Annotated in this window: 24 protein-coding genes and 1 pseudogene; all 25 read right to left on the bottom strand. The window is 45.4% G+C overall.

Annotation, left to right across the window (positions count from 1 at the left end; translation table 11 throughout):
• Window positions 1-2: 2 nt before the first annotated feature.
• Window positions 3-965: a tRNA dihydrouridine synthase gene (locus G5B12_RS02445; protein WP_174087678.1), complete on the bottom strand. Its 963-nt coding sequence runs from the start codon at window positions 963-965 to the stop codon at window positions 3-5.
• The gene (locus G5B12_RS02440) at window positions 965-1756 is read right to left on the bottom strand and encodes an NYN domain-containing protein (protein WP_021977752.1); all 792 of its coding nucleotides are present in this window, start codon (window positions 1754-1756) and stop codon (window positions 965-967) included. Before G5B12_RS02440 ends, G5B12_RS02445 begins: the two co-directional genes overlap by 1 nt.
• 104 nt (window positions 1757-1860) lie before the next feature.
• The gene (locus G5B12_RS02435) at window positions 1861-3150 is read right to left on the bottom strand and encodes an L-cysteine desulfidase family protein (protein ID WP_021977751.1); all 1290 of its coding nucleotides are present in this window, start codon (window positions 3148-3150) and stop codon (window positions 1861-1863) included.
• Between the two features lie 20 nt (window positions 3151-3170).
• On the bottom strand, window positions 3171-4136 hold the full coding sequence (locus G5B12_RS02430; protein WP_021977750.1) for an ABC transporter ATP-binding protein: 966 nt from the start codon (window positions 4134-4136) through the stop codon (window positions 3171-3173).
• Window positions 4133-5092, bottom strand: coding sequence for an ABC transporter ATP-binding protein (locus G5B12_RS02425; protein ID WP_021977749.1), 960 nt, complete (start codon window positions 5090-5092; stop codon window positions 4133-4135). Before G5B12_RS02425 ends, G5B12_RS02430 begins: the two co-directional genes overlap by 4 nt.
• A 15-nt stretch (window positions 5093-5107) precedes the next feature.
• The gene (locus tag G5B12_RS02420) at window positions 5108-5941 is read right to left on the bottom strand and encodes an ABC transporter permease (RefSeq protein ID WP_021977748.1); all 834 of its coding nucleotides are present in this window, start codon (window positions 5939-5941) and stop codon (window positions 5108-5110) included.
• A gap of 13 nt (window positions 5942-5954) precedes the next feature.
• Window positions 5955-6905, bottom strand: a complete 951-nt coding sequence (locus G5B12_RS02415) for an ABC transporter permease (protein ID WP_021977747.1) — start codon at window positions 6903-6905, stop codon at window positions 5955-5957.
• A 99-nt stretch (window positions 6906-7004) separates the two neighbouring features.
• Window positions 7005-8579 carry an ABC transporter substrate-binding protein gene (locus tag G5B12_RS02410; RefSeq protein ID WP_118071467.1) on the bottom strand — a complete coding sequence of 525 codons (1575 nt, stop codon included), beginning with the start codon at window positions 8577-8579 and terminating at the stop codon, window positions 7005-7007.
• Window positions 8580-8757: 178 nt separating this feature from the next.
• A complete protein-coding gene (locus G5B12_RS17975) occupies window positions 8758-9216 on the bottom strand; it encodes an MATE family efflux transporter (RefSeq protein WP_021977746.1) in 459 nt (152 codons plus the stop codon).
• Window positions 9217-9286: 70 nt separating this feature from the next.
• Window positions 9287-9562: pseudogene (locus tag G5B12_RS18225) on the bottom strand (MATE family efflux transporter); the annotation flags it as partial.
• Between the two features lie 21 nt (window positions 9563-9583).
• Complete coding sequence (locus G5B12_RS17970; protein ID WP_330597595.1) at window positions 9584-9736, bottom strand: hypothetical protein; 153 nt, start codon at window positions 9734-9736, stop codon at window positions 9584-9586.
• Window positions 9736-10023 (bottom strand): co-chaperone GroES, encoded by a 288-nt coding sequence (gene groES / locus G5B12_RS02400; protein WP_174087677.1) that lies wholly within the window; start codon window positions 10021-10023, stop codon window positions 9736-9738. The genes G5B12_RS17970 and groES overlap by 1 nt, the downstream gene beginning before the upstream one ends.
• Window positions 10024-10157: 134 nt before the next feature.
• Window positions 10158-11393 (bottom strand): hypothetical protein, encoded by a 1236-nt coding sequence (locus tag G5B12_RS02395; RefSeq protein WP_174087676.1) that lies wholly within the window; start codon window positions 11391-11393, stop codon window positions 10158-10160.
• Window positions 11365-11763 (bottom strand): hypothetical protein, encoded by a 399-nt coding sequence (locus G5B12_RS02390; RefSeq protein ID WP_021977743.1) that lies wholly within the window; start codon window positions 11761-11763, stop codon window positions 11365-11367. Before G5B12_RS02390 ends, G5B12_RS02395 begins: the two co-directional genes overlap by 29 nt.
• Window positions 11764-11928: 165 nt before the next feature.
• Window positions 11929-12408, bottom strand: a complete 480-nt coding sequence (gene rlmH, locus G5B12_RS02385; RefSeq protein WP_021977742.1) for a 23S rRNA (pseudouridine(1915)-N(3))-methyltransferase RlmH — start codon at window positions 12406-12408, stop codon at window positions 11929-11931.
• On the bottom strand, window positions 12405-15155 hold the full coding sequence (locus tag G5B12_RS02380; protein WP_174087675.1) for an FtsK/SpoIIIE family DNA translocase: 2751 nt from the start codon (window positions 15153-15155) through the stop codon (window positions 12405-12407). Before G5B12_RS02380 ends, rlmH begins: the two co-directional genes overlap by 4 nt.
• A gap of 27 nt (window positions 15156-15182) precedes the next feature.
• Window positions 15183-16058, bottom strand: coding sequence for an undecaprenyl-diphosphate phosphatase (locus G5B12_RS02375; RefSeq protein ID WP_118071470.1), 876 nt, complete (start codon window positions 16056-16058; stop codon window positions 15183-15185).
• 187 nt (window positions 16059-16245) lie between these two features.
• Entirely contained in the window at window positions 16246-17640 is a 1395-nt protein-coding gene (gltA, locus tag G5B12_RS02370; protein ID WP_021977739.1) for an NADPH-dependent glutamate synthase, read from the bottom strand.
• Window positions 17640-18527, bottom strand: a complete 888-nt coding sequence (locus G5B12_RS02365; RefSeq protein ID WP_021977738.1) for a sulfide/dihydroorotate dehydrogenase-like FAD/NAD-binding protein — start codon at window positions 18525-18527, stop codon at window positions 17640-17642. The genes gltA and G5B12_RS02365 overlap by 1 nt, the downstream gene beginning before the upstream one ends.
• Window positions 18528-18692: 165 nt before the next feature.
• A complete protein-coding gene (locus G5B12_RS02360) occupies window positions 18693-19406 on the bottom strand; it encodes a ClpP family protease (protein ID WP_021977737.1) in 714 nt (237 codons plus the stop codon).
• Between the two features lie 67 nt (window positions 19407-19473).
• A complete protein-coding gene (locus tag G5B12_RS02355) occupies window positions 19474-20217 on the bottom strand; it encodes a YebC/PmpR family DNA-binding transcriptional regulator (RefSeq protein ID WP_021977736.1) in 744 nt (247 codons plus the stop codon).
• Between the two features lie 156 nt (window positions 20218-20373).
• A complete protein-coding gene (locus tag G5B12_RS02350; RefSeq protein ID WP_021977735.1) occupies window positions 20374-20721 on the bottom strand; it encodes a type II toxin-antitoxin system PemK/MazF family toxin in 348 nt (115 codons plus the stop codon).
• Window positions 20722-20877: 156 nt separating this feature from the next.
• Entirely contained in the window at window positions 20878-22047 is a 1170-nt protein-coding gene (gene alr, locus G5B12_RS02345) for an alanine racemase (protein WP_118064287.1), read from the bottom strand.
• A complete protein-coding gene (locus G5B12_RS02340; protein WP_021977733.1) occupies window positions 22044-23561 on the bottom strand; it encodes a bifunctional ADP-dependent NAD(P)H-hydrate dehydratase/NAD(P)H-hydrate epimerase in 1518 nt (505 codons plus the stop codon). Before G5B12_RS02340 ends, alr begins: the two co-directional genes overlap by 4 nt.
• A 61-nt stretch (window positions 23562-23622) precedes the next feature.
• Window positions 23623-24270 carry a redox-sensing transcriptional repressor Rex gene (locus G5B12_RS02335; RefSeq protein WP_021977732.1) on the bottom strand — a complete coding sequence of 216 codons (648 nt, stop codon included), beginning with the start codon at window positions 24268-24270 and terminating at the stop codon, window positions 23623-23625.
• Window positions 24271-24398: the final 128 nt, after the last annotated feature.

Genomic DNA, 24398 nt, shown 5'->3' with positions numbered 1-24398 from the left:
ACTTACAAAATCTCCTGTTCTCCAAAAAGGCTCATAACTGCCGCCTCATAGTCACCCAAATGCTGGGATTTTTTGATCTTTTTGAGGTATTTTGCGTAATTGGTAAATCCCGGTGCCATATAGCTCCACAGTTCTTTCATACGAAAAAGCACATTTCGTTCTCCGGAAAGGTACTCCTGATACTCCCGATAAAGACAGTCATGGAACTGGCGCATTTTCTGCTTATACTGAGACTGACGGTCTTCTTTTTTCATTCTGGTTCCGCACATAATTTCATCCAGAAGGTAAGGCCTTGCAATGATCCCCCGTCCGTACATGAAGCTGTCCGCATCCGGAAATTTTTCCTGGATTTCCTGATAAGCTTCCACGGAAAAAATATCTCCGTTGTAGCCCAGCGGAACTTTGATTTTTTTCCGCGCCTCTTCGTATAATCCATACCGCGGAGTTCCCTTATAATGGTCCTTCAGAAGGCGTGGATGGATGATCAGCTCCTTTATTGGATATTTGCTGTAAATTTCAAGAAGTCTTTCCCAGTCTTCCTCGTAATCGGTGCCCACGCGCGTCTTAATGGAAATCTCCATCCCTGTGTTAGCAAAGATCTCGTCCAGAAAACGTTCAAGCTTTTCCGGTTCTCCCAAAAATCCGGCCCCTTTTCCCTTGGCTGTTACGGTTCCTGAAGGACATCCAAGATTTAAGTTCACTTCTTTATGGCCATATTCATCCCGAAAAATATGTGCGGTTTTGACAAAGTCTTCCGCATTATTGGTCAGGATCTGGGGAACCACCGGAAGCTTTCCGTTTGTGTCAGGGGACACTTCTTTAATTTCCTTGCTGCTGAGTCTCTTGTTTGGCTTGGCGGTAATAAAGGGGGTAAAATATTTATCCATGGGATAAAAGCATTCATGATATGCATTGCGGTAAACCCAGTTGGTAACACCTTCCATGGGTGCCATATAATTCTTCATTACCGTTCCTCCTTCATACGGAAATAAATCTGTTTCCTTCCGCCACTGCCGGTAGGAATCCTGCCGGTTTCATAACTGCCCAGGGATTTGATAAACGGAGTCAGCTTGGAATACCCGTAATTACGCACATCAAAATCCGGAAGACGTTTTCCCAGCTGATCGCCCAGCTGTCCGGAAGACAGCCAGCCTTCCTCGTCAGAAAATTTCTCGATGATGGCATTAATGGTTTTCCGTACTTTTTTTAAGTCTTTATTTTTCTTTGAACCGGAACTGTTCTGTTTGTTATTACTGCTTTCTGCTTTCTTTGCCTCCGCCGCAGTTTCCAGATCTTCTTTTTTCTCTTCTTCCTGCTGATTGCGGTAAAGGAGATCCAGATATTTAAACTGATTACATGCGGAAATAAAAGGTTTGGGCGTCTTTTCCTCGCCCATACCCAGCACCAGCATTCCGGATTCCCGGAGTCTTGCTGCCAGTCTGGTAAAGTCACTGTCCGAAGAAACAATACAATATCCATCCACATTTCCGGAATAGAGAATATCCATGGCATCAATGATCATGGCCGAATCCGTGGCATTTTTTCCCGTAGTATAGCTGTACTGCTGAATGGGAATAATAGAATCCTCCAGAAGAACATTTTTCCAGGAAGAAAGCCTGGCACTGGTCCAGTCTCCATAGATTCGTTTATAGGTAGCGATACCAATGTTCGCCACTTCATCCACAATGATCTTGATATATTTGTCTGATACATTATCTGCATCGATCAGTATTGCAATTCTTAATTCATTGTCCATAAATCCAACCTTTTCTTTGTCAAGCGGATAAAAGCATCCGCATTCGGTTAATCTGTGCCGTCTCCGCCCCGGCGTCTTTTAAGAACAGTATAACTGAAATTTCCTCAGTGTTCCAGCATGATCTTAAGGATTTCCCGGTCTGTTTCTTTCATTCCGTCTTTTCCGATCTGTCCCACACAGCTGATGGTTTCTGCTGTTTCTTCCTGAAGAATTCCCGTATAAGGAGCATAAGACTGACCGTTCATGGCAAGATGATGAGCAAGAAACGCCGCATCCAGACTGGCCGCGATCTTGGCAGCACAGGAGATCTTTGCTCCATCGCAGATGATTCCCGGAATGTTCGCCAGAGTATTTTCGATAGTCTTTTTGATCTGGGAAATACTTCCCCCTACCATATAGGTGATGGCTGCTCCTGCCGCACAGGATGCAGACACCGCACCACAGAATGCCGATAGTTTGCCAATATAATATTTCTGATACACAGTAAGAAGATTGGAAAATACAAGCGCCCGGTACAGACTATAGTCCGGCAGCTCCATTTCCCTCGCATAAACGATCAGTGGAACGGAACAGGCAATTCCCTGATTTCCGCTTCCGGAGTTAATGACAACCGGCATGTCACATCCGCCCATACGCGCCTCGGAAGCCGCCGCAGTAAGGCTTCGCATTCTGGTAAGCATATCATGGGAATAGTTTTCGCGGATCACACGTCCGATCCCAAGTCCGTATTTTCCGGTCATTCCCTCATGGGCAATGGCCATGTTGCTTTTGATCTGGGTATCCAGAAGAGTTTTTACATCAGAAAGTTCTACGGTATCTGCAAACTCCCGGATATCTTCCAGATTTAAAAGACTGCGGTCTGCCGCCTCTTTTTCTTCCAGTGCCTGATCCGCATCCAGCAGAATTTCTCCGTTTTTTTCAATTCTGGTCACATTAATGTGATCGTATTTGATCTCCAGACAGACAGTATCTTCTCCTGCACACATTTCAATTACAATATGAAGTACAACCGGGGTGTCCAGAAGTTCCACTTTACAGATATCCGCATCCAGAAGTTCCCGGCAACGTTTTCTTCCCTCGTCTGTTACTTTTGAGAGAACCTCCATATCAAGCGATGCATCGCCTGCCACCGCACCAAGAACCACTCCTGCGGGAATCCCCTTTAATCCTCCGGAGTTTGGAATGATGACACAGCGCACATTCTTTATAATATTTCCGGAGCATTTTGCCACAATATGCTCCGGTTCTCTTCCAAGAACTTCTCTTGCCCTTGCCGCACCGTAAGCCAGAGCAATCGGCTCCGTGCAGCCCATGGCAGGAACCATTTCTTCCCTCAGAATGGCCAGATAATTATCATATATATTTTTTTCCACCTTTTTCTTTTCCCTTCTCATATTGTCTGAAATTCCTGATATCAGTATTTATGGCAGGCCACCAGATGTCCTGGCTCTGCTTCCCGAAGCAGTGGAACTTCCTGTCTGCATCGCTCTTCACACCACGGGCAGCGGTTATGGAACCGGCATCCACCAATGGAGCGGGACTGTACGCCGGTATCTGTCACAATCTGGTCCAGCGTTTTTACTCTCGGGTCCGGTACCGGAATGGAAGAGATCAGCATTTTTGTATAAGGATGCAGAGGATTGGAATAGAGCTTGTCCGCATCTGCGATTTCCATAAGATTTCCCAGATAGAGAACTCCGATCTCATCGCAGATTTTCTGTACCACCTGCAGCTGATGGCTGATAAACAGGTAAGTAAGTCCGTATTTTTCCTGAAGATCCTGAAGCATCTGAACGATCTGCGCCTGGAGAGAAACGTCCAGTGCGGAAATGGGCTCATCGCAGACCACAAACTCCGGCTGTACGGAAAGTGCCCTAGCAATGGAAATTCTCTGTCTCTGTCCACCAGAAAACTCATGAGGATATTTCAGAAGATCCTGCTCTTTAAGGCCAACAACCCGGATCAGTTCTTTTGCACGTTCTTTCCGCTCTTTTGGCGTATACAGTTTATGGATTTCCATAGGCTCGCAGATAATATCCTGCACGGTATGGCTTGGATCTAGGGATGAATACGGGTCCTGAAAAACAGACTGCATTTTTTTGCGGTATGGAAGAAGCTCTTTTTCTCCCATGGCTCCAATCTCCGTTCCTCCGTAAAAGATCTCCCCTCCTGTAGGCTTATGATAGCGGAGGATTGCTTTTCCGATGGTAGACTTTCCGCTTCCGGACTCTCCTACCAGACCAAAAGTTTTTCCCTTTTCAATGGAAAAGCTTACCTGATCTACGGCTTTCAGGATACCCGGCTTAAAAGACAGAAGTTTCGGAGATTTCTGTTTAAAATATACTTTCAGATCTTTTACTTCAATTAAAGAATTGCTCATTTTTCCTCCTCCCTTCTGTGACAGAGAATCTTATGTTCCTCCGAAGATTCATAATATTTCGGAAGACAGGCCTCGCAGGTTTTATCCGCATATTTGCAGCGATTCAGAAACGGACATAAATTTCCGCTTCCATCAGAAAGATCTCTTTCCAGAAACTGTTCAAAAGTTCCTCCCACACGTGGCATACTTGCGATCAGTGCCTGGGTATACGGATGGCCCGGATTAAGAAAAATCTCCTCTACCGTTCCCTCTTCCACCACGTAACCCCCGCACATAACAGCTACTCTCTTACAGGTCTGTGCCACAACGCCCAGATCATGGGTGATCAGAATGATACTCATATTATTTTTTTTCTGAAGTTCCAGAAGAAGATGAAGGATCTGTGCCTGAATGGTTACATCCAGAGCTGTCGTAGGCTCATCGGCAATAAGAACTTTCGGATTGCTGCTCATGGCCATGGCGATCATTACACGCTGGCGCATACCACCGGAAAGCTCATGGGGATAACTACGCATGGCTTTTTCCGGATCTGTGATCCCTACTGCTGTCAGCAGCTCAAGCACCCGGGCCTTTGCCTCTTTTTTTGTCATGGAAGTATGGCGGCGGATCAGCTCCACCATCTTGTTTCCTACGGTATAGACCGGATTCAGTGCAGAAAGAGAATCCTGAAAAATCATGGCAATCTCACCACCACGGATTTCCCGGAGCTCTGCCTCACTTTTTTTCAGAATATCCTCACCCTGAAAAAGGATTTCTCCTCCCATAATCCTGCAGTTGGACGGGCCAAGACGGAGAATGGATTTCGTTGTTACACTTTTTCCACTTCCGGATTCACCTACAATTCCGAAAAAATCTCCCTCTTCAATGGCAAACCCGGCATCTTTTACTGCCTGTGTTTCTCCAAGATCCGTAAAGAAAGACACTTTCAGATCTTTTACTTCCAGTAATTTTTCCATTTGTGCATGTCCTCCTTACTTGGGCTCAAATACTTTTCTCAACACTTCTCCCAGATAGTTGAAACTGATAACCGTGATCAGGATCAGAATACCCGGAAAGATGGCAAGGTACGGAGCCTGCTGGATATAACGCTGTGCATTGCTGAGCATGCTTCCCCAGGAAGCTGTGGGCGGCTGGATGCCCAGGCCGAAAAAGCTCAGTGCGGACTCCATCAGGATCGCGTTTGCAATATTCATAGTTGCGGCAACAATAATGGTCGGCATGATATTCGGAAGAATATGATGCACAATTGTAGAAAGCTTTTTCTGTCCGGAAATCTTTGCATAGATAACATATTCTCTCTCATTCAGGGAAATCGTCTCACCGCGGACGATCCTGGCAATGTTCATCCAGGTCAGAAATCCAATGATCAGGACAATATTCTGTAAACCCGGTTTCAGAAAAGCGTTCATAACGATCATGATCAGGAATGTAGGAAGGCTCATCAGTGCATCTACCAGACGCATCAGTACCGCATCCACGGTTCCTCCTACAAATCCACTGATGGAGCCCACAATCACTCCAAGAGCTGTAGAAAGGATCATGGACAGAAATCCAACCAGAAGAGAAGCTCTTCCGCCATAAATACAACGTGCCAAATAATCCCTTCCCATATCGTCGGTTCCAAAGAGATGTGACATAGAAGGGGCATTCAGTCTCTCTGTAGCGCTGATGGCATTGGGGTCCACCGGATACAGAAAGGCAAAAATAGAGATCAGTGCCAGAAGAAGGATAGCCACTGCTCCTGCAACTGCCAATTTATTTGTCTTAAAACCAAGTTTAATGTTTTTCCAGATATTTTCTCTCATGACCCTTCACCTCCTAACATCCGGCCTTGCGGATTCTCGGATCAAAGACAGCGTACAGAACATCTGCCAAAAGATTTCCGAGCACCACAAGAAGTGCTGTAAACATGGTAATGCCCATGATCAGGGGATAGTCATACTGCATAACGGCAGTAACCGCCAGCTGTCCGATTCCCGGCCATGCAAAAACCTGCTCTGTAATAATGGCTCCGGAAACCAGTGACTGCAAACTCATTCCAAGAACTGTGATCATGGGAAGCATGGCATTTTTCAGTACATGGCGGAACAGAATCCCGGACTCTTTCATTCCATAGGCTTTCTGCACCATAACATAATCTGAGGACATCTCCGTAATGGTACTGCTTCTCAGATACCGGATATACTGGGATGCATTGGCAAAAGTCAGCACCGCACAGGGCATCACCATGTGAAGCACCAGATCTCCAAAAGAGCGGTCCCCGTCTGAATGCATACCAATACTTGGAAGGATATGAAGATGCACACTGAACAGGTAGATCAGCATGATACCGAACCAGAAAGTGGGGATGGAAATTCCCACATAGCAGAAAAGACTGGTGATTTTATCCAGAATTCCGTTCTTATTCTTACCGGAATACAATCCCAACACAATGGCAATGAGAAATCCCAGTAACATACTGGTTCCCATCAGGATCACTGTTGCGGGAAGACGCTCCAGCATCTGTGTCAGTACCGGACGGTTATTCATCAGGGAATTTCCGAAATTCCCGTGAAAAATCCTTCCCAGCCACAGAAAATACTGTTCATAAAGAGGCTTGGTAAGACCCAGGCTTTCCCTTAAATTCTGAATGTATTCTTCACTCATATTCGGCTCCACATAAGTCAGGACCGGATCTCCGGGCGCTGCTTTTGTCAGTGCAAAACAGAGAACGGAGACAATAAACAGTGTCAGAATACACTGCACCAGACGGTTTGCGATTTTCTTCAAAATGTACCTCCTTTATTTTCCCCGAAAACAGGAAATCGGCTGGCGCGAAAAACGCGTCAGCCACTTCCTTTCCGTGATTATCTTTTATAAATTTGTGTTTTATTTCTCCAGTGTGTAGATCTTCGAATAATCATAATAAATCGTCTTTAACAGACATTCATCAAATCCGCCGAAATCTTTATTTACCGCATAGAATCCATTGGAATACGCAATCGGATAAATATACATATTATCGTTGATAGTATTCTGAATTTCTTTATATATGTCGCTGCGCTCTGTCTCATCCGCTATACTGTTTCCTTTTTCCCACAGTGCATCCAGATCCGTATCTTTGATTCTGGAGTAGTTGGAACGGCTGTCGGAAGAGCACATATCCGCATAAAGACTCGGTTCCTCACCTAAAGTATAAAAGCTTAATACCAGGTCATAATCTGTACATTCCGGATCCTTGGTTTTATTCTTGAATGTTGATTCGTCTGTCGGAACAAGATTTACCGTGATTCCCACATTTGCAAGTGCAGACTGTACATACAGGGCCTCACTCTCCATAGTCTTGTCTGTGGAGATATACATCAGATTCAGAGAAAGAGATGTCTTTCCTGCTTCGGAAAGAAGCTGCTGTGCCTTGGCCGGATCATTGTCATAGGTATTGTCCGGTTTTGCATAATAAAGAGTATCCGGTGTAAACAGGGAATCCGCCGGTTCTGCATAATCTTCGGAAATGAATGCAAACTGACAGAATTCCTCTTTATTCAGTGCGTATGCAATAGCCTGACGTACCTTTACATCCTGAAGATCTTCATTCAGCTCATTCATGAACATGGCATTAACACGTCCGGAATTGTAGGTATTGATATTTACGTTGTCGTATGCACTGACTGTATCGTAATCATCCGCGCTGATCAGACGTGCATCCAGATCACCGCTTGCAAGTGCCGCATTGGCGGAACTGGAATCTTTAACGATCTTGAAAGTGATGGAATCCAGATTTACATCTTCATAATAATCATCGAATTTTGTTACTTTAAGGTACTCACCGGATTTGTACTCTTCGAACTTAAACGGTCCGTTTCCTACCGGCTCATTGTTCAGATCGCTCTCTCCGATATTCTCCACACCTTCATAAATGTGTTTCGGAATACAGTAAACCTGGCTTAAACCGCCAAGAAATCCTGCGGAAGAAGATCCAAGGGAAAGTTTTACAGTAAGATCATCAATTTTTTCTGCCTCTACCGCCTTATCATTCACATATCCGTAAGAAGAATATGGCACATTCTGTTTCTCATCTACCAGAACCTGCATGGTAAATACCACATCATCAGCAGTAAGCGGCTCACCGTCATGCCATTTCAGTCCGTCCTTCAGCTTCAGAGTAAACTCGCTGGCATCCTCATTGGCTGTCACGCTCTCACAAAGTCCGTTTCCGTAATACATCTCTCCGTTCACGATCTCAAAAAACGGGCTGTACAGTGCCTGCATCATATCAAAACTTGTCTGATCCACAACATACAGTGGATTGATATTCTGAGGATCTGTGGTTTCTGCAATTGTAATATTACCGCCGGCAGCCTTGGCTCCTTCGGTGTTCTCTGCCGCAAATACTGCTGTTCCTGCCATAACAGTCGTTCCTGCTACTGCAGCTGCCAGAAGCGCTGCCAGTACTTTTTTTCTCATCTCTTTGTTCCTCCTCTGGCTCAGCGGGTATTCCCGTTTTCCCACTGAGTTACTATGATATATGTACGATGGTACTATATCCTCATATTTTTGTCAAGCCTATCCTGAAATTCTATCCGGAATTTCCCTTTCGCACATAAAACCTTATCTTTTATTCTACCTACAGGCAAGACAGGCGTCAAGAAATATTTGTCATGGTTTTGATCCAGTGCCCGTAATTGCATTTCAGAAATGCAGGTACACACTTAAAGATCTGATCTGCATTGAGGCAGCACACAACGATGGCCGGTGATGCTTTGACCACAAATGCCATGAACATGGATAACGGGATCACAATCGCCCAGGTACTGATCAGATCCACCTTCATGGAATAGGCAATACTGCCACTTCCCCGAATAATGCCTCCATTGGTAGGCATCTGATAAGACATTCCCACCATCACCACGCTTAAGATAATAAGAAATGTATTCGCCATTTCTCTGGTTTCCGGAGAAAGCTGGTAAAGGCTTAAGACCGGAATACGGATAAAGAAAAGCAGCACGCCGCAGATAATTCCCATGAATACAAAAAGTTTCTGAAGTTTCTTGGAATAGAGTTTTGCAAGCTTCAGATCTCCGGAACCTATCGTTTTTCCCATGGTGACCGATGCTGCAGTTAATTATCAGAGTCATGACAGAAAGCCCGAAAGCGATCCCCGCGATTTCCACACAGCGCAGCGTAGCCAACAAAATCTGTGTCACTGCAAAAAAAAAGTAGGTAAAACGGATGATCGCAAGATAGGAAAGACCGGCTTCAATAATTGTCTGGTCTGTTGTAAAAAGCCCCAGCAGCTGACGTGGAAAAAAGCTTGCCAGAAAAAACAGGATGAGAGCAATAAAAATGCCTGTGCGCATGGCCCAGGCACTGATCTTTCTCACCGGTTCTGTCTCTTTCTTTCCCCAGTACTGACTTCCGAATATGACAAGTCCGTCTCCCAGCGCCATGAGCAGCTGCTGAAAGACGAACTATACCTGATTTACAGTGGTTACTCCGGATAATGCAGTCTCGCTGAATGCACCAAGCATAATGTTGTCAGCAAGGTTGACACTTAAAGTTACTACATTCTGCAAAACCAGCATGGAGCATAATTTCAGAAAATTACGGTAAAAATTCTTCATCAGTCTTTTACAATGGCAATAATATCATCGGCATTGATGACCAGATATTTCTCACCTTCGTATTTGATCTCAGTTCCTGTGTATTTTCCGTAGATTACACGGTCGCCGGGTTTTACCTGTATCGGAACTTCTTTCCCGTCTACGATCCTACCGGAACCAACAGCAATAACTTCTGCCTGCTGTGTCTTCTCTTTGGAGCTGTCCGGAAGAACAATACCGGATGCTGTCTTATCCTCTGTCTCAAAATATTTCACGATTACTCTGTCTGCAACTGGTTTTAATGCCATGTTTATTTCCTTCTTTCTGTATTTATTAGCACTCTTTTAATACGAGTGCTACTCTTTTCTTATCATACTACAAATCCGGAAATTGTCAAGATATTTACCGCAATCCACACAGTTTCATCAGGATCCTATCGTTTTTATTCTTTGTCGCTGATTTCTATAGGTTCTGTCTCATAAATAAATTTCACACTGCCCTCCATATCGTCTGAACGCTGTGTAAAACTGTCATAGGAAACATCTTCCGCCTTCAGAGCTTTAAAACGGTCAATAACATTCTTCAGATCTTTGTTCACACCGTCATCCAGTTTTTTCACACCTTCTTTATAGAACTTTGTCTGTCCGTCACTTAAAGTCTTTGCACCTTCACTCAGCTTGCTGATTCCTTCCTGCACCTGACCGCTTGCATCTTTCAGCTTATCCGCGCCGTCAGACAAAGTTCCCACTCCAGATGACAGTGTCTGCATTCCGCTCTTCAAAGCCTGAGTTCCGGACGCAAGACTTCCGGCACCAGATGCAAGCTGGCTGGCACCATCGTTCAGTTGTTTTCCTGACGAAACAAGCTGATCCGCTCCCGATGTCAGAGTACTGCTGTTTGAAGAAAGTGCCAGAACGCCGCTCTGAAGCTGTGCAAGGGCTTCTTCAATCTGTTTACTTCCTGCTGTCAGTGTTTTTCCTGTCTTTTCCAGAGAGGAAGCTCCATTTATCAGCGAATCTGCGGTTTTATTTTTTTTGCCCTGCAGATCGGTAATTCCTGAATTCACAGCATTTCCCAGTGTATCCAGCGTATCTGCGTTCTTTTCGAACTGCTCTCCTGCTGCCGAAAGATTACTCTGATAGCCAGACTGAATTTTCTTATTTTTCTGAGACAGTGTATCTGCCGTATCTTTTAATGTACTGATCTCTGTCTGAATTCCCGGAAGCTGCTTTCCAAGATCCGAAAGGGCATTATCCATAGTTTTTACCGTATCAGAAAGCTGTTTTCCAAGATCATCCAGTGAACTTCCGGTATTTTTAAGCTTCTGGCCATCTCCTGCCAGATCCTGTACCTCCTGTTCAAGTTTATTGACCGCATCATGAAGCTCTGTGATCGCCCCTCCTGTTGAATCCACGGTATCTGCCAGTGCATTCAGACTCTGAACAGCACCCTGCGTTTTCTGTGCGGCAGTACTTGTGGAAGATGCAGTACTTTTCAATGTATCTGCTGCATTTTTTAATGGTGAAGTATCTGACGGCTGTCCTTTCAGAGAGGAAGTATCAATTCCGTCCGCACTGCTTCTGGCGGCCTGGACTGCTTCAAGTGCAGCCTGCACCGCCGCCCTGGTTCCCTCATCCATGGTACTGTAATCAATCCCGGAAAGCGAAGACTCCGTCATAGGAAAAAGTCACTGGAAGATCTTTCTCTGTTTTTCCTTCATAATGAATATCTCTTCCATCTGTTTCCCAGGTAAGCGTTTTTCCATCCTGGGTAAAACCTTCATCACCTTTTGTATTTTTGATATCACTTAAATCTGAAATATCCGTGATTGTCGAATCAGATAATGTCTTTGCGTTTTTAAGCCATTCTGACACGGTAATCTCTTTTATTGTCCCGTCTGCCTCTGTATTAACATAAACAGTTTCTTCCTTGCGGATACTGTTATCTGCATCTGTCTGCTCCGTGGCACCTGTGATCGTACCTGCTCCCAGTAATACAGACATACCCGCGGCCAATACTGCAGCTGATCTTCGTTTTCTGTTTTTCATACCGAATAACTCCCTCTGCCATGATATTAGTTAATTATCTATAACTTTGTTATACAATAACGAGTTAGTTTCGTCAATCTTTTTTGTCAATTTTTACTTTTTCTGTAGAAATTCAGATATAAAACAGCCTTCCACAGATAGCTGTGAAAGGCCGCTCTCTCATTCTTATTTATGATATGGCTCTCCGTTGATGATCCGGTAACTGCGGTAGATCTGTTCCAGAAGGATCACACGCATCAGCTGATGTGGAAAAGTCATCTTCGAAAAACTCAGCGCATAATCTGATCTCGCAAGAACTTCTTTTCCAAGGCCGATGGAACCTCCGATCACAAACTGGATATGGCTGACTCCACGGATGCCGAGGGTATTGATCTTTTTTGCAAACTTCTCCGAAGTAAGCTGTTCCCCGGCAATCTCCAATGTGATCACAAAAGCATCATCACGGATATATTTCAGAAGGCGTTCTCCTTCTTTTTTACGGATAGCCTCCTCCACTGTTTCACTTGCATTATCCGGTGTCTTCTCATCGGATACTTCTATGATCTCCAACTTACAGTAACGGCCAAGGCGCTTGGAATACTCTGCGATCGCATCTCTTAAATATTTCTCTTTTATCTTTCCTACTGTCAGGATACTGATCTTCATCCGCCGTTCTCCTCCAGATAATTTTCAAATTCTTCTGCTGACATAAGAACCTTTCTGGGTTTCGTTCCTTCTTCCGGTCCCACGACACCGGCATCGCAAAGCTGATCCATGATTCTTGCCGCACGATTAAAGCCGATCTTAAACATACGCTGGAGCATACCGATAGAAGCTTTTTCTTTCTCAATAATAAACTTGCCTGCTTCTGTAAAATACACATCCCGGTCGCCGCCGCCTGCTCCTCCGGGAGCACTGGCTGTGTTCACCTGTTTTTCAATTGCAGTATCATAAACTGCACCCTGATTTTTGTCAGAGACATATTCCACAACAGCGCTGACTTCTTCGTCGGAAACAAAAGCGCCCTGCAGTCTGGCCGGCTTCTGATATCCCTGAGGATAAAACAGCATATCGCCCTTTCCAAGAAGTTTTTCTGCACCATTCATATCCAGAATGGTTCTGGAATCCACACCGGAAGATACCGAAAATGCGATCCTTGACGGCATATTAGCCTTGATAAGTCCTGTAATAACATTAACAGACGGTCTCTGAGTCGCAATGATCAGATGGATTCCCGCCGCACGTGCAAGCTGAGCCAGACGGCAGATCGCATCCTCAACCTCTCCGGGTGCAACCATCATAAGATCTGCAAGCTCGTCCACGATGATCACGATCTGTGGCATTTTTTCCGGAGCTTTCTCGCCTTCCGGCACTCGCATATTGGCAACTTTCTTGTTATATTCACCCAGATTACGTACTCCATATTCCGCAAAAGCATTGTAACGGCTGGTCATCTCGGAAACGGCCCAGTTCAATGCGCCTGCAGCTTTCTTCGGATCTGTGACAACCGGAATGAACAGATGTGGGATTCCATTGTATACACTCAGCTCTACCACCTTCGGATCGATCATGATCAAACGCACTTCATCCGGCGTTGCCTTGTAAAGAATGCTGATGATCAGGGTATTGATACATACCGATTTACCGGAACCCGTAGCTCCCGCGATCAGAAGATGCGGCATCTTGGCAATATCCGCTACAACCGGTTTACCGGCAATATCCTTACCTGCTGCAAAGGAAAGTTTGGATTTTGCATTTTTGAATTCGTCGGACTGCAGAAGATCCCGAAGCATAACCGGACTGTTTTCTTTATTTGGGACTTCGATTCCCACAGCCGCTTTTCCCGGAATCGGCGCTTCAATACGGATATCCGGCGTTGCCAGGTTCAGTTTAATATCATCGGAAAGTCCGACGATCTTGCTGACTTTCACACCCATTTCCGGCTGAAGTTCATAGCGGGTTACCGTAGGTCCGCAGCTGACATTGGTAATTGTTACATTTACTCCGAAATTATGAAGTGTCTCCTGAAGTTTCTGGGCTGTTTTTCTTAAATGCGCATCAGAATCCCCCTGGGCTTTTCCATCTCCACGTTTCAGCAGTTTCAGAGGCGGATACTGATATGGTTTTTTCTCCGGTATTTCCGTGCTGCTGATCTCATGCTGGATATTTTTAATTCCATGCTCAATCTCCGCCTGGGAAGATTTCGGATTTCTGGTGGACGAATGAGAAATCCTCTCTGTTTCTTCCGGCTGCGCTGCTGTCTCATCGTCGATATCCGGAACGGATGTCTTTTCTGTTTTTGCTGACGATTTTCCGGTCCTGGATTTCTGCTTCTGGGATGATATCTGACTCATCTGAGGAATATCCGCATCCTCGTATCCATCATAGTCATCCTCTTGCGCTTCCTGCATATCCCGTTCAAAATCCGGCTCTTCTGTTTCTTCCCGTGGTGTCTGCGGCTGCGAACGATGGATCTGAAATTCCAGAGGTTTCTGCTTGGGAGGTTTTATTTCTCCTTCTTCCGCCTCCTCCGTCAGATCTGTATCTTCAGTTGGAAGTGCAGCTTTTTCTTCATCAAGAAAAGAAGGAAGATTGAACTCACCTTTACGGTTGGCTCTTACTGCCTCCTGTCTCTCTTTCTCAGCTTTTTGGGATTTTGTTTTACGCTTTCCGGATTTTTTTGCCGGATTTTCTTCCGAAAGAGCCAGTTCCTCCTCTTCCAGTTCTTCCTCCAGCTGTCGGATCTTCTCTGCCCTTTTCTCCGCCCGGATCTTTCTGCGGAGTTCTTTCTGTTTCTCTCTGTCCGGCTGTGCCTCCAGATATGCCTCACGTCCCTCTCTTGCAGCATCCGCGAACAGATCCAGAATTTTATTCATAAATCCAAAAAAGGATCTCTGCGTAATGATGATCATAGACACCAGCAATACCAGAACAATGATCACTACACCCCCAACTGTGCCAAATGCAGATGCTGTTGAAATGCAGACAGCACCTCCCAGCACTCCGCCACCAGTGTGGTATTCTGAACTGAGCGCATAATAATCCGCAAAGGTCGTACTCGGTGTATATCTTTCTGTAAGCAGCTGTAAAAGTCCGCACAGAAAAATAAAAAATACAATTCCTGCAAAAATCTTTTTATATGCAAGACGATTCTTATTATTAACGATCAGAAAAGTAACGCCTCCAAACAGAACGATGGGGAAAAGGTACGCACACAACCCCATAATCCCAAAGCAGATACTGCTGATCGCATTTCCCACAATACCGCCCATACCAAACGCACTGATCATCAGGATCAGACAGGCCGCAAACATAACAAGAATTAAAATTTCCGTTTGAAACCGATTACCGGTATCCTGCTGTCTGGACGCAGTTTTACTTTTTCTTTTTTTAGTTGTTTTTGAAGCTGCCATTGTCAGACTCCTCCCGGTTGATTAAAATCAAATATAATTGGCTGCCAGAATAAGGATCCCGGCTGCAAAGGAATAAAACGCAAAATAACGCAGTCTGACCTGATTCGAAAGCTTAAGCATAAAACGGATCACCAGATAACCGGTAACCCCAGCCACGATCATTCCAAGAATATATGTAAAACCCTTTCCAACTGTCATGCTGACAGCAGTAAATTCTCCCGCTTCTACAAAAAAAGCTCCGATCACTGCAGGTATGCTCATCAGCAGAGAATACTTCACCGCAAATTTCCGGCTGAGGCCGCAAAAAAGACCTGCACTGATCGTAAGACCAAATCTGGAAAGACCTGGAAGCACAGAAATTCCCTGGCATATTCCCATCCACATGGCATCTCCGAAATTCGCTTCCCGCGTGCCCTTATTACCGTTTATATTGCTGTAATCCACAACCAGCAGGATCACGCCGGTAAGAAGGATCCCGATCCCGGAAAACATATGAGAAGATGCACTGCGTACTACCAGACGTTTACACTGATATCCGATCAGAATGGTGGGGATCGTTGATACAAAGATCAGCGCGGTAAGTTTCCGATACGTTCCGCTCACAATCTTTGCATAGGTTAAATTCTTTCCTGTTCTCCTGTTATAAAGAAAAATATTGGCATTTCCGATCAGATCCAGAAACATTCCGATCAGTTCTATTCCGATCTTCTTAATATCTTTCCGGAAAACAAAGATCAGCGCTATCATGGTGCCCAGATGTAACATCACTTCAAAAAGTACGCCGGAACCCCGGCTTCCACCAAGAAGATCCTGTACTGCGCAGAGATGCCCAAAACTGCTTACAGGCAGAAATTCGGTGATTCCCTGGATAATTCCTAATATAATCGCATGTATCACTGACATAATGATATTTCCTTTTCTAAAAATTTTTCCAACATATTATAGCATAACTGAGTAAAACTTACAATCCACACTTGGCAAAACTTTCAAACATGTGTTCTTTTTTGTGTTGAGGCAAAAAAATCCCCCGACCGCAACAAAAAGCAACAGTCGGAGGACCTATTCATCTGCTTATGAACAGAATTTTTACTTATTTATTTTTCAGATATTCATCGATACCTCTTGCACCAGCTTTACCTGCACCCATAGCAAGGATTACAGTAGCTGCACCTGTAACGGCATCTCCGCCGGCATATACACCGTCTTTGGATGTCTTACCAGTCTCTTCTTCGGCAACGATACATCTTCTCTTGTTGATGTCAAGGCCTTTGGTTGTGGAAGAGATCAGAGGGTTCGGTGAAGTACCAAGGGACATGATAACGGTATCTACATCCATGTCATACTCGGAACCAGGAATCTCTACCGGACGTCTTCTTCCGGAAGCATCCGGCTCGCCAAGCTCCATCTTTACAACCTTCATACCATTTACATGGCCGTTCTCATCTACAAGGATCTCCTTCGGATTGGTAAGAAGATCAAAGATGATACCCTCTTCCTTAGCGTGATGAACTTCCTCTGCTCGTGCAGGAAGCTCTGCCTCACTTCTTCTGTATACGATATGTACCTCAGCGCCAAGTCTCAGAGCTGTTCTTGCAGCATCCATGGCAACGTTACCACCACCGACAACTGCAACTTTCTTGCCTGCCGCGATCGGTGTATCGTAAGAATCATCGAATGCTTTCATGAGGTTGCTTCTTGTCAGGTACTCGTTTGCAGAGAATACGCCGCTTGCATTCTCACCCGGGATACCCATGAACATCGGAAGACCTGCACCGGAACCGATGAATACAGCCTCAAATCCCTCATCTTCGATCAGCTGATCGATCGTTGTGGATTTACCGATAACAACGTTTGTCTCGAATTTAACGCCAAGCTCTTTAACTTTCTCGATCTCTTTCTTAACGACTTTCTGTTTCGGAAGACGGAACTCCGGAATACCGTAAACAAGAACACCGCCCAGTTCATGAAGAGCCTCGAATACAGTCACATCGTAACCAGCTTTTGCAAGGTCACCTGCACAGGTAAGTCCTGAAGGGCCGGAACCGATGACTGCAACTTTATGTCCGTTCTTAACCTCTGCTCCTGCAGGTTTGATATCATGCTCCAGAGCATAGTCAGCAACAAATCTCTCAAGCTTGCCGATGGAAACAGCCTCGCCTTTTTTGCCACGGATACACTGTCCCTCACACTGGGATTCCTGTGGGCAGACACGACCACAGATAGCCGGAAGTGCGGAAGATAATCCGATCACTTTGTAAGCTTCTTCCATGTTGCCCTCTTTGATGTGTTCGATAAATCCAGGAATATTGATGGATACCGGACATCCCTCTACACATTTCGGTTTCTTACATCCGAGACATCTCTGTGCCTCTTCCATTGCCTCTTCCTGATTATATCCAAGACATACTTCCTCGAAGTTTGTCGCACGTACCTTCGGATCCTGCTCTCTTACAGGAACTTTTTTTAACATTTTTGCATCTGCCATTACTTGTCACCTCCGCACTGTCCGCATCCACCGTGGTGGGTATCGCCTTCCTGAAGTTTCAGTAATGCACGTCCCTCCTGGGTCTTATACATCTGACTTCTCTTCATAGCCTGATCAAAGTCAACGAGATGTCCGTCGAACTCCGGTCCGTCTACACAGGCAAATTTAATCTCATCGCCGACCTGAAGACGACAGGCACCGCACATACCGGTTCCGTCAACCATGATCGGGTTCATGCTGACAATTGTGTGGATACCAAGTTTCTTGGTAAGAAGACAGACGAATTTCATCATGATCATCGGTCCGATCGCTACACAGACATCATAATGTTTGCCTTCGTTTGTTACAAGATCCTCAAGAGTCTTGGTTACCATACCGGAACGGCCATAGGAACCATCATCTGTTGTAACGTAGAGATTGGAAACAGATGCAAGCTCTTTCTCAAGGATAACCATATCCTTTGTCTTGGAACCAAGGATAACATCTGCTGTGATACCGTGCTCATGAAGCCATTTAACCTGCGGATAAACAGGTGCAGTACCAACACCACCGGCTACGAATACCATTTTCTTTTTCTTAAGTTCTTCGATATCCTCGTGTACGAACTCAGATGGACATCCAAGAGGTCCTACGAAATCACGGAAAGAGTCTCCCTCTTTCAGAGCAGACATCTTGATCGTAGATGCTCCGATCTCCTGGAATACGATAGTGATCGTACCAGCCTCGCGATCGTAATCACAGATTGTGAGCGGGATTCTCTCGCCCTTCTCATCAAGTTTCGCAATGATAAATTGTCCTGGCAGACAGTGGCTTGCCACACGTGGTGCATGCACAACCATAAGATGGATCTTAGCTGCCAGCGTTTCAGCTTTTAAAACCTTATACATGGTCTTCCTCCTCGCGCAAATTATAAACCTTTATTAATAATACGCTAAAAATCCGCATATGGCAAGGGGAGATTTACAATTTCCGTCGATTTTCTTTACCACGGCACAGCGCAACCACGTTAGTCATGTTTAATCAATATAACCAAAAATCGCATAAAAAAACGATCATTTCTGTAATTTTCGCTCTTCGATCAGGGCATACAGTTTATCCAGCGCCTCCCGGATCCCGCCAACTTCATCAATCACCCCTTCCTTCACTGCCTGTTCTCCTTCCAGCATGGTCCCCACGTCTTTTACCAGCTGAGAAGTATCCAGCATCAGTTCCTCCATCCGTTCTCTGGTAATCCCTGAATGTTTCGATACAAAGGCCGTGATGCGATCCTGGATCTTTTCCATATTGCGGTACGTCTGCGCCACACCGATGAACATTCCGTTCTGGCGCACCGGATGGATGACCATGGTAGCACTTGGCACGATAAAAGAATAGTCCGCGGAAACCGCCATGGGAACTCCTATGGAATGTCCGCCACCCAGGACCAGGGAAACGGTGGGAATACTTAAAGATGCGATCATCTCCGCAATGGCCAGCCCCGCTTCCACATCGCCGCCCACTGTGTTTAAAAGGATCAGAAGTCCCTCGATTTCCTCATCGTCCTCGATCAGGGCCAGTTTTGGCAATACATGTTCATACTTGGTAGTTTTGCTGTGTGACGGCGCAGATTCATGGCCTTCGATCTCCCCGATCACTGTCAGAAGTTCCACCTTATGTTTCCGGGAATTTCCATCCAGCACGACCTGTCCGGTTTCCTGGATCTGCTTATCCTGGCTTTCTTCACGGTCCAGTTCCTTCTGTTTTCCCTCTTCTTTATTTTTTTCCATAAAAAATACCTCCGGAATCTGAAATTCTGGAGGTATTATATGCAAAATATTACTTTCTATTCAGAGATCACTCGTCCCAGTTTGTCCATACATCAGTAACATCATCATCCTCATCAAGAAGATCCAGTGTTCTGTGGAGATCCTTGATCGCCTGGTCATCGGTGAGCTCTACGTAGGTCTGCGGGATCATGGCGATCTGCGCCTCCATAAGCGGAATTCCGGCTTTCTCAAGAGCCTCACGTACAGCGCTGAAATCATCCGGATCTGTGAGAATCTCGAAGCTGTCTTCCTCCTCACTAAAGTCCTCTGCACCTGCGTCCAGAGCTGTCATCATCAGCTCGTCCGCATCCATCTCACCGCACTCATCTTCAAGCTCTTCTTTGTCGATGATGATCTGGCCTTTCTGATCGAACATAAAGGATACGCATCCCTGGGTTCCGATGCTTCCGTTACCCTTGGTAAAAGCGTTACGTACATTACCGGCAGTACGGTTCTTATTATCTGTAAGAGTCTCCACGATAATGGCAACACCGTTCGGGCCATATCCTTCGTATACAGCTTTCTCATAGCTATCTGCAGAATCAGCACCTGCTGCCTTCTTGATTCCACGGTCGATGGTATCGTTCGGCATATTGTTTGCTTTTGCTTTTGCGATGACATCACGAAGTTTGCTGTTGTTTGCAGGATCCGAACCGCCGGCCTTTACGGCCATAACGATCTCACGGCCGATGACTGTGAAGATCTTACCCTTCTTGGCATCATTTTTCTCTTTCTTATGTTTGATGTTGGCAAATTTTGAATGTCCTGACATGTTATCTTCCTCTCCTTGTTACCGTATATTTTCTTTCGTGCCCTTGCTTGTTCCGGGTACCGTTTTACATAATTGCAACTCGGTTTAATATAGCACTTATGGAAGATTTCGTCAAGAATCAGAATCCAAACCTGTCAAAAATCCCATGAAATCGCCCTAAAATGTAAGTTCCAGGCTGATCTCAAGTGCATGATTCACCTTATCAAGCATAACACTGTCCAGATGACACACCTTATCTTTCAGCCGCCGTTTATCAATGGTGCGAAGCTGTTCCAGAAGGATCACGGAATCCTTCTCGATCCCATAAGCAGATGCATCGATCTCAATATGTGTCGGCAGTTTTGCCTTGTTCATTTTGGATGTAATCGCCGCACAGATCACTGTGGGGCTGTGTCGGTTGCCCACATCGTTCTGAATGATCAGCACCGGCCGTATTCCCCCCTGTTCACTGCCTACAACAGGCCTTAAGTCCGCGTAAAAAATATCCCCTCTTTTTATAACCACACAATTCACACTCCGATTCTGGTCCGACTTTTTTATAAGCCGTATTCCTTTTTACAGATAAGTATTTCCACAATTCCTCTGTGTATACCATGCGTGATACTTTTTTACCGGACTTCTGCCTGGTTCGAAGTCTTAATAAATCTGAAATCTATAAATTTACTGGAAAAAGCTCTCCTCTTCTCCGCATTCCTTTCCGTCTTTGATATAAATCCTTGGAACTCGTTTGCTGATCTCACAGACAAACTCATAGGAAAATCTTCCGGAAAGATCACCCAGAGTTTCCACACTGATGAATTCATCTCCATCTCTTCCCATCAGTGTCACCTCATCACCGGCTTTTACCTCCGGGATATCTGTAACATCCACCATAAACTGGTCCATACAGACACGACCAAGGATCGGAGCTTTTTTGCCATGGATCAGGACCCAGCCTTTATTGGAAAGCTGTCTGGGATATCCGTCCGCATAACCTACCGGAATCGTTGCCATTCTGGTAAAACGCTCCGTAACAAAAGTTCCGCCATAACTTACCGCAGTCCCACGCTCCACATTTTTCACATAGGATACATGGCTTTTTAATTCCATGGCAGGAGTCAGCTTCACAATATCCCGCTCCACTTCTTCGGATGGATAGATACCGTAGATCGTGATACCGGCGCGGACTACATTAAGATTTGCCTCCGGCACACGGATGATACCCGCACTGTTGGAACAATGGCGTACCGGAATATGAACGCCTCTCTTCTCCAGAAGATCCGCAAAACGGAGATAACGGTCAAGCTGCACCAGTGCCGGAGACCGGTCAAACTCATCCGCTCTGGCAAAATGGGTAAACATTCCCTCGATCACCAGATTCGGGATTTTTGAGATTTCTTCGATCTTTACCGCGTTTTCCGGAATATCCGCATATCCGATCCTTGTCATTCCCGTATCCAGAGCCAGATGAATATGTACATTTTTTCCAATGCGTGCACCAGCTTTTGCATATTCTACTGCTGTGTTAAGATCCGATATTGTGATCCGGACATCATTCGCAGCAAGTTCCTCATAGTATTCCTCAAACACAAGGCCAAGGATCAGGACAGGCTTGGTGATTCCTGCATGTCGAAGTTCCAGCGCTTCTTCTGCGGTAGCCGTGGCAAATCCCCAGATATAGTCATAATCCTGGATCAGACGTGCAATAGCTCTGGCACCATGGCCATAACCGTCCGCTTTGATCACAGCAATGATCTTTGTCCCTTCTTTGACATTTTTATGCATTTCCTCAAAATTGTGAGCAATGGCATCCAGTGATACCAGCGCCTTGACTCTCTCGTATTTTTTCATGATTTTGACTCCTCTTCACATATCGCTAAAGCCCGGGGCAGATATGCGATGATATCTCCCGCCAGCATACTGCGTTTTCCTTTTTCTGCAGCTGCAAGATCACCGCAAAGTCCGTGAAGATAAACACCTAACGCGGCCTTTAAAACCATGGAGGGTTGTTCCTCCGTTTTCAGATACATACATAAGATCCCGGCAAGAAGTCCGGCAAGTACATCCCCGCTTCCTGCAGTTGCCATTCCGGAATTACCGGAAAGATTCAGATAAATATCATCTTTGCCGTCTGTAACAACCGTACATGCATCTTTCTGAACACATACCGTTCCTGTTTCCTTTGCATAATCCACAGCTGTCTGTGCGATTGTTTCCTGAATTTCTCCAATGGATCTGCCGCAGAGCCGGCTCATCTCTCCAATATGAGGAGTCAGGACTACATTCCCGCCCAAAAATTCCTTCCACTGCGGATGCATAGCCAGAAGATTCAGTCCATCCGCATCCAGGATCAGCGGTTTCTTCTCTCTGGCAGCTGCCGTAAGAAACCACTGTGCTCTCTCACGGCTTGCCACCGATGTTCCAAGCCCTGGACCGATGACGATCACGTCACACCAGGAAAGAAGCTGTTCGTTGGATTCTTCGTCAAACCTGCTGCATACCATTGCTTCCGGAAGAAGGATCTGCAAAGGAATCCTGTTCTCTTCCACAGTCTGGATCTTTACCATTCCCGCTCCGGTCCGAAGTGCCGCGCTGGCACTCAAATAAGCAGCACCACACATTCCTGCACTTCCGGTAACAAAAAGTATCTTTCCAAAAGTCCCCTTGTTCCCACCGGGATCACGTTCCGGAAACAGTTTCAGATCTTCTTTCTCCAGACATCTCGCCGATGCTTTTACAGCTTCCTGCTCATAGATCCCAATGTCAGCTATAACGATCTTTCCCGCATACAGCCTTCCCGGATAAAAACAAAGACCTCTTTTCCGGTAACCAAAAGTAACGGTAAGATCGGCACTGAAGGCAATTCCCATTTCCAGGCCAGTATCTCCGTTCACTCCTGATGGGATGTCAACAGCAATTTTTTTCGCCCGGGCACTGTTCATCTCGTGGATGATCTCAGCATAATGTCCCTCGATCGGACGCGCCAGGCCTACGCCAAACACGGCATCTACTATAGTAGTATATTCATCCCAGGCCGGGTTATTCACTTCCGGAACCTGATAACCTGTAGCGATCTTATACTGAAGCAACGTTTCCCTGGTCATTTTTTCTTTGTTTCCGGCCATATAAAATTCAGCCCGAACACCTTTCAGATGAAATAATCTGGCAATGGCAATACCATCTCCTCCGTTATTTCCACTCCCGCATACCACCAGGATCTTCTCGCTCTTCCCAAGATATTTCTCTGTTTCCTCAACTACTTTCAACGCTGCCCGCTCCATCAGAACTTCAGAAGCAACCCCGATCTTGTGGATCGTAGCATTATCCAGCTTCTTCATTTCTTCGCAGGTAACAATTTTTTTCATGCTGCACTTTGCCTCCCCTCTTTAACAGAGAAAGCTGCCGTTTCCGGCAGCCCGCTAAAATTTATTTCTCTACATGTTCCTGCCTGTATTTGCTCAGATTATAAGACAGTGTCATCAGGCTCTCAGAAAGATGCACGTTCTCTACGATCACATCATCCGGTGTCTCAAGATCAAGATGTGCAAAATTCCAGATTGCCTTGATTCCGTTCTCCACCAGAATATCTGCCATTTCCTTGGCCTTATTCTTCGGAAGAGTGAGAATTGCGATCTCTACGTTATTTTCTCTCAGGAAGAATGGAAGTTCGCTGAGCATCTGGATCTCAAGTCCGCGAACCGCAATGCCTTCCAGCACAGGATTTACGTCAAAGATTCCTACCAGCTTAAATCCCCTTTTCTCAAAATCCACATAATTGGCAAGTGCCTGTCCAAGATTACCGGCACCCAGGATGATCATCGGGTGGGCGATATCCAGTCCCAGGATCTTACCGATCTCTGTATAAAGATAATGTACATTATAGCCATACCCCTGCTGCCCGAAACCGCCGAAATTATTAAGATCCTGACGGATCTGAGAAGCTGTGGTATGCATCTTCTTACTTAATTCATTGGAAGAAATACGCTCTACATTGTCTTCCATCAGCTCTCCTAAGTAGCGGTAATAGCGTGGCAGACGCTTAATCACCGCTTTCGAGATTTGTTTTGTCTCCACGATAGTTTCCCTCCTTACTTTACACTAGGTTAATTATACCGAATTGACATTTTCCTGTCAATCAAACTTGTAAGTTATGTACAAATTTCTTCATATTTTTTTAAAAAATTGATTTTTTCTTTGAATTC

Origin of the sequence: Blautia sp. MSK.20.85 (assembly GCF_013317245.1) — a bacterium.
In the GTDB taxonomy this organism is placed as follows: Bacteria; Bacillota; Clostridia; order Lachnospirales; family Lachnospiraceae; genus Blautia_A.
Note: the sequence above shows the minus strand (reverse complement) of the source record. Positions and strands in the feature narration are given on the sequence as shown.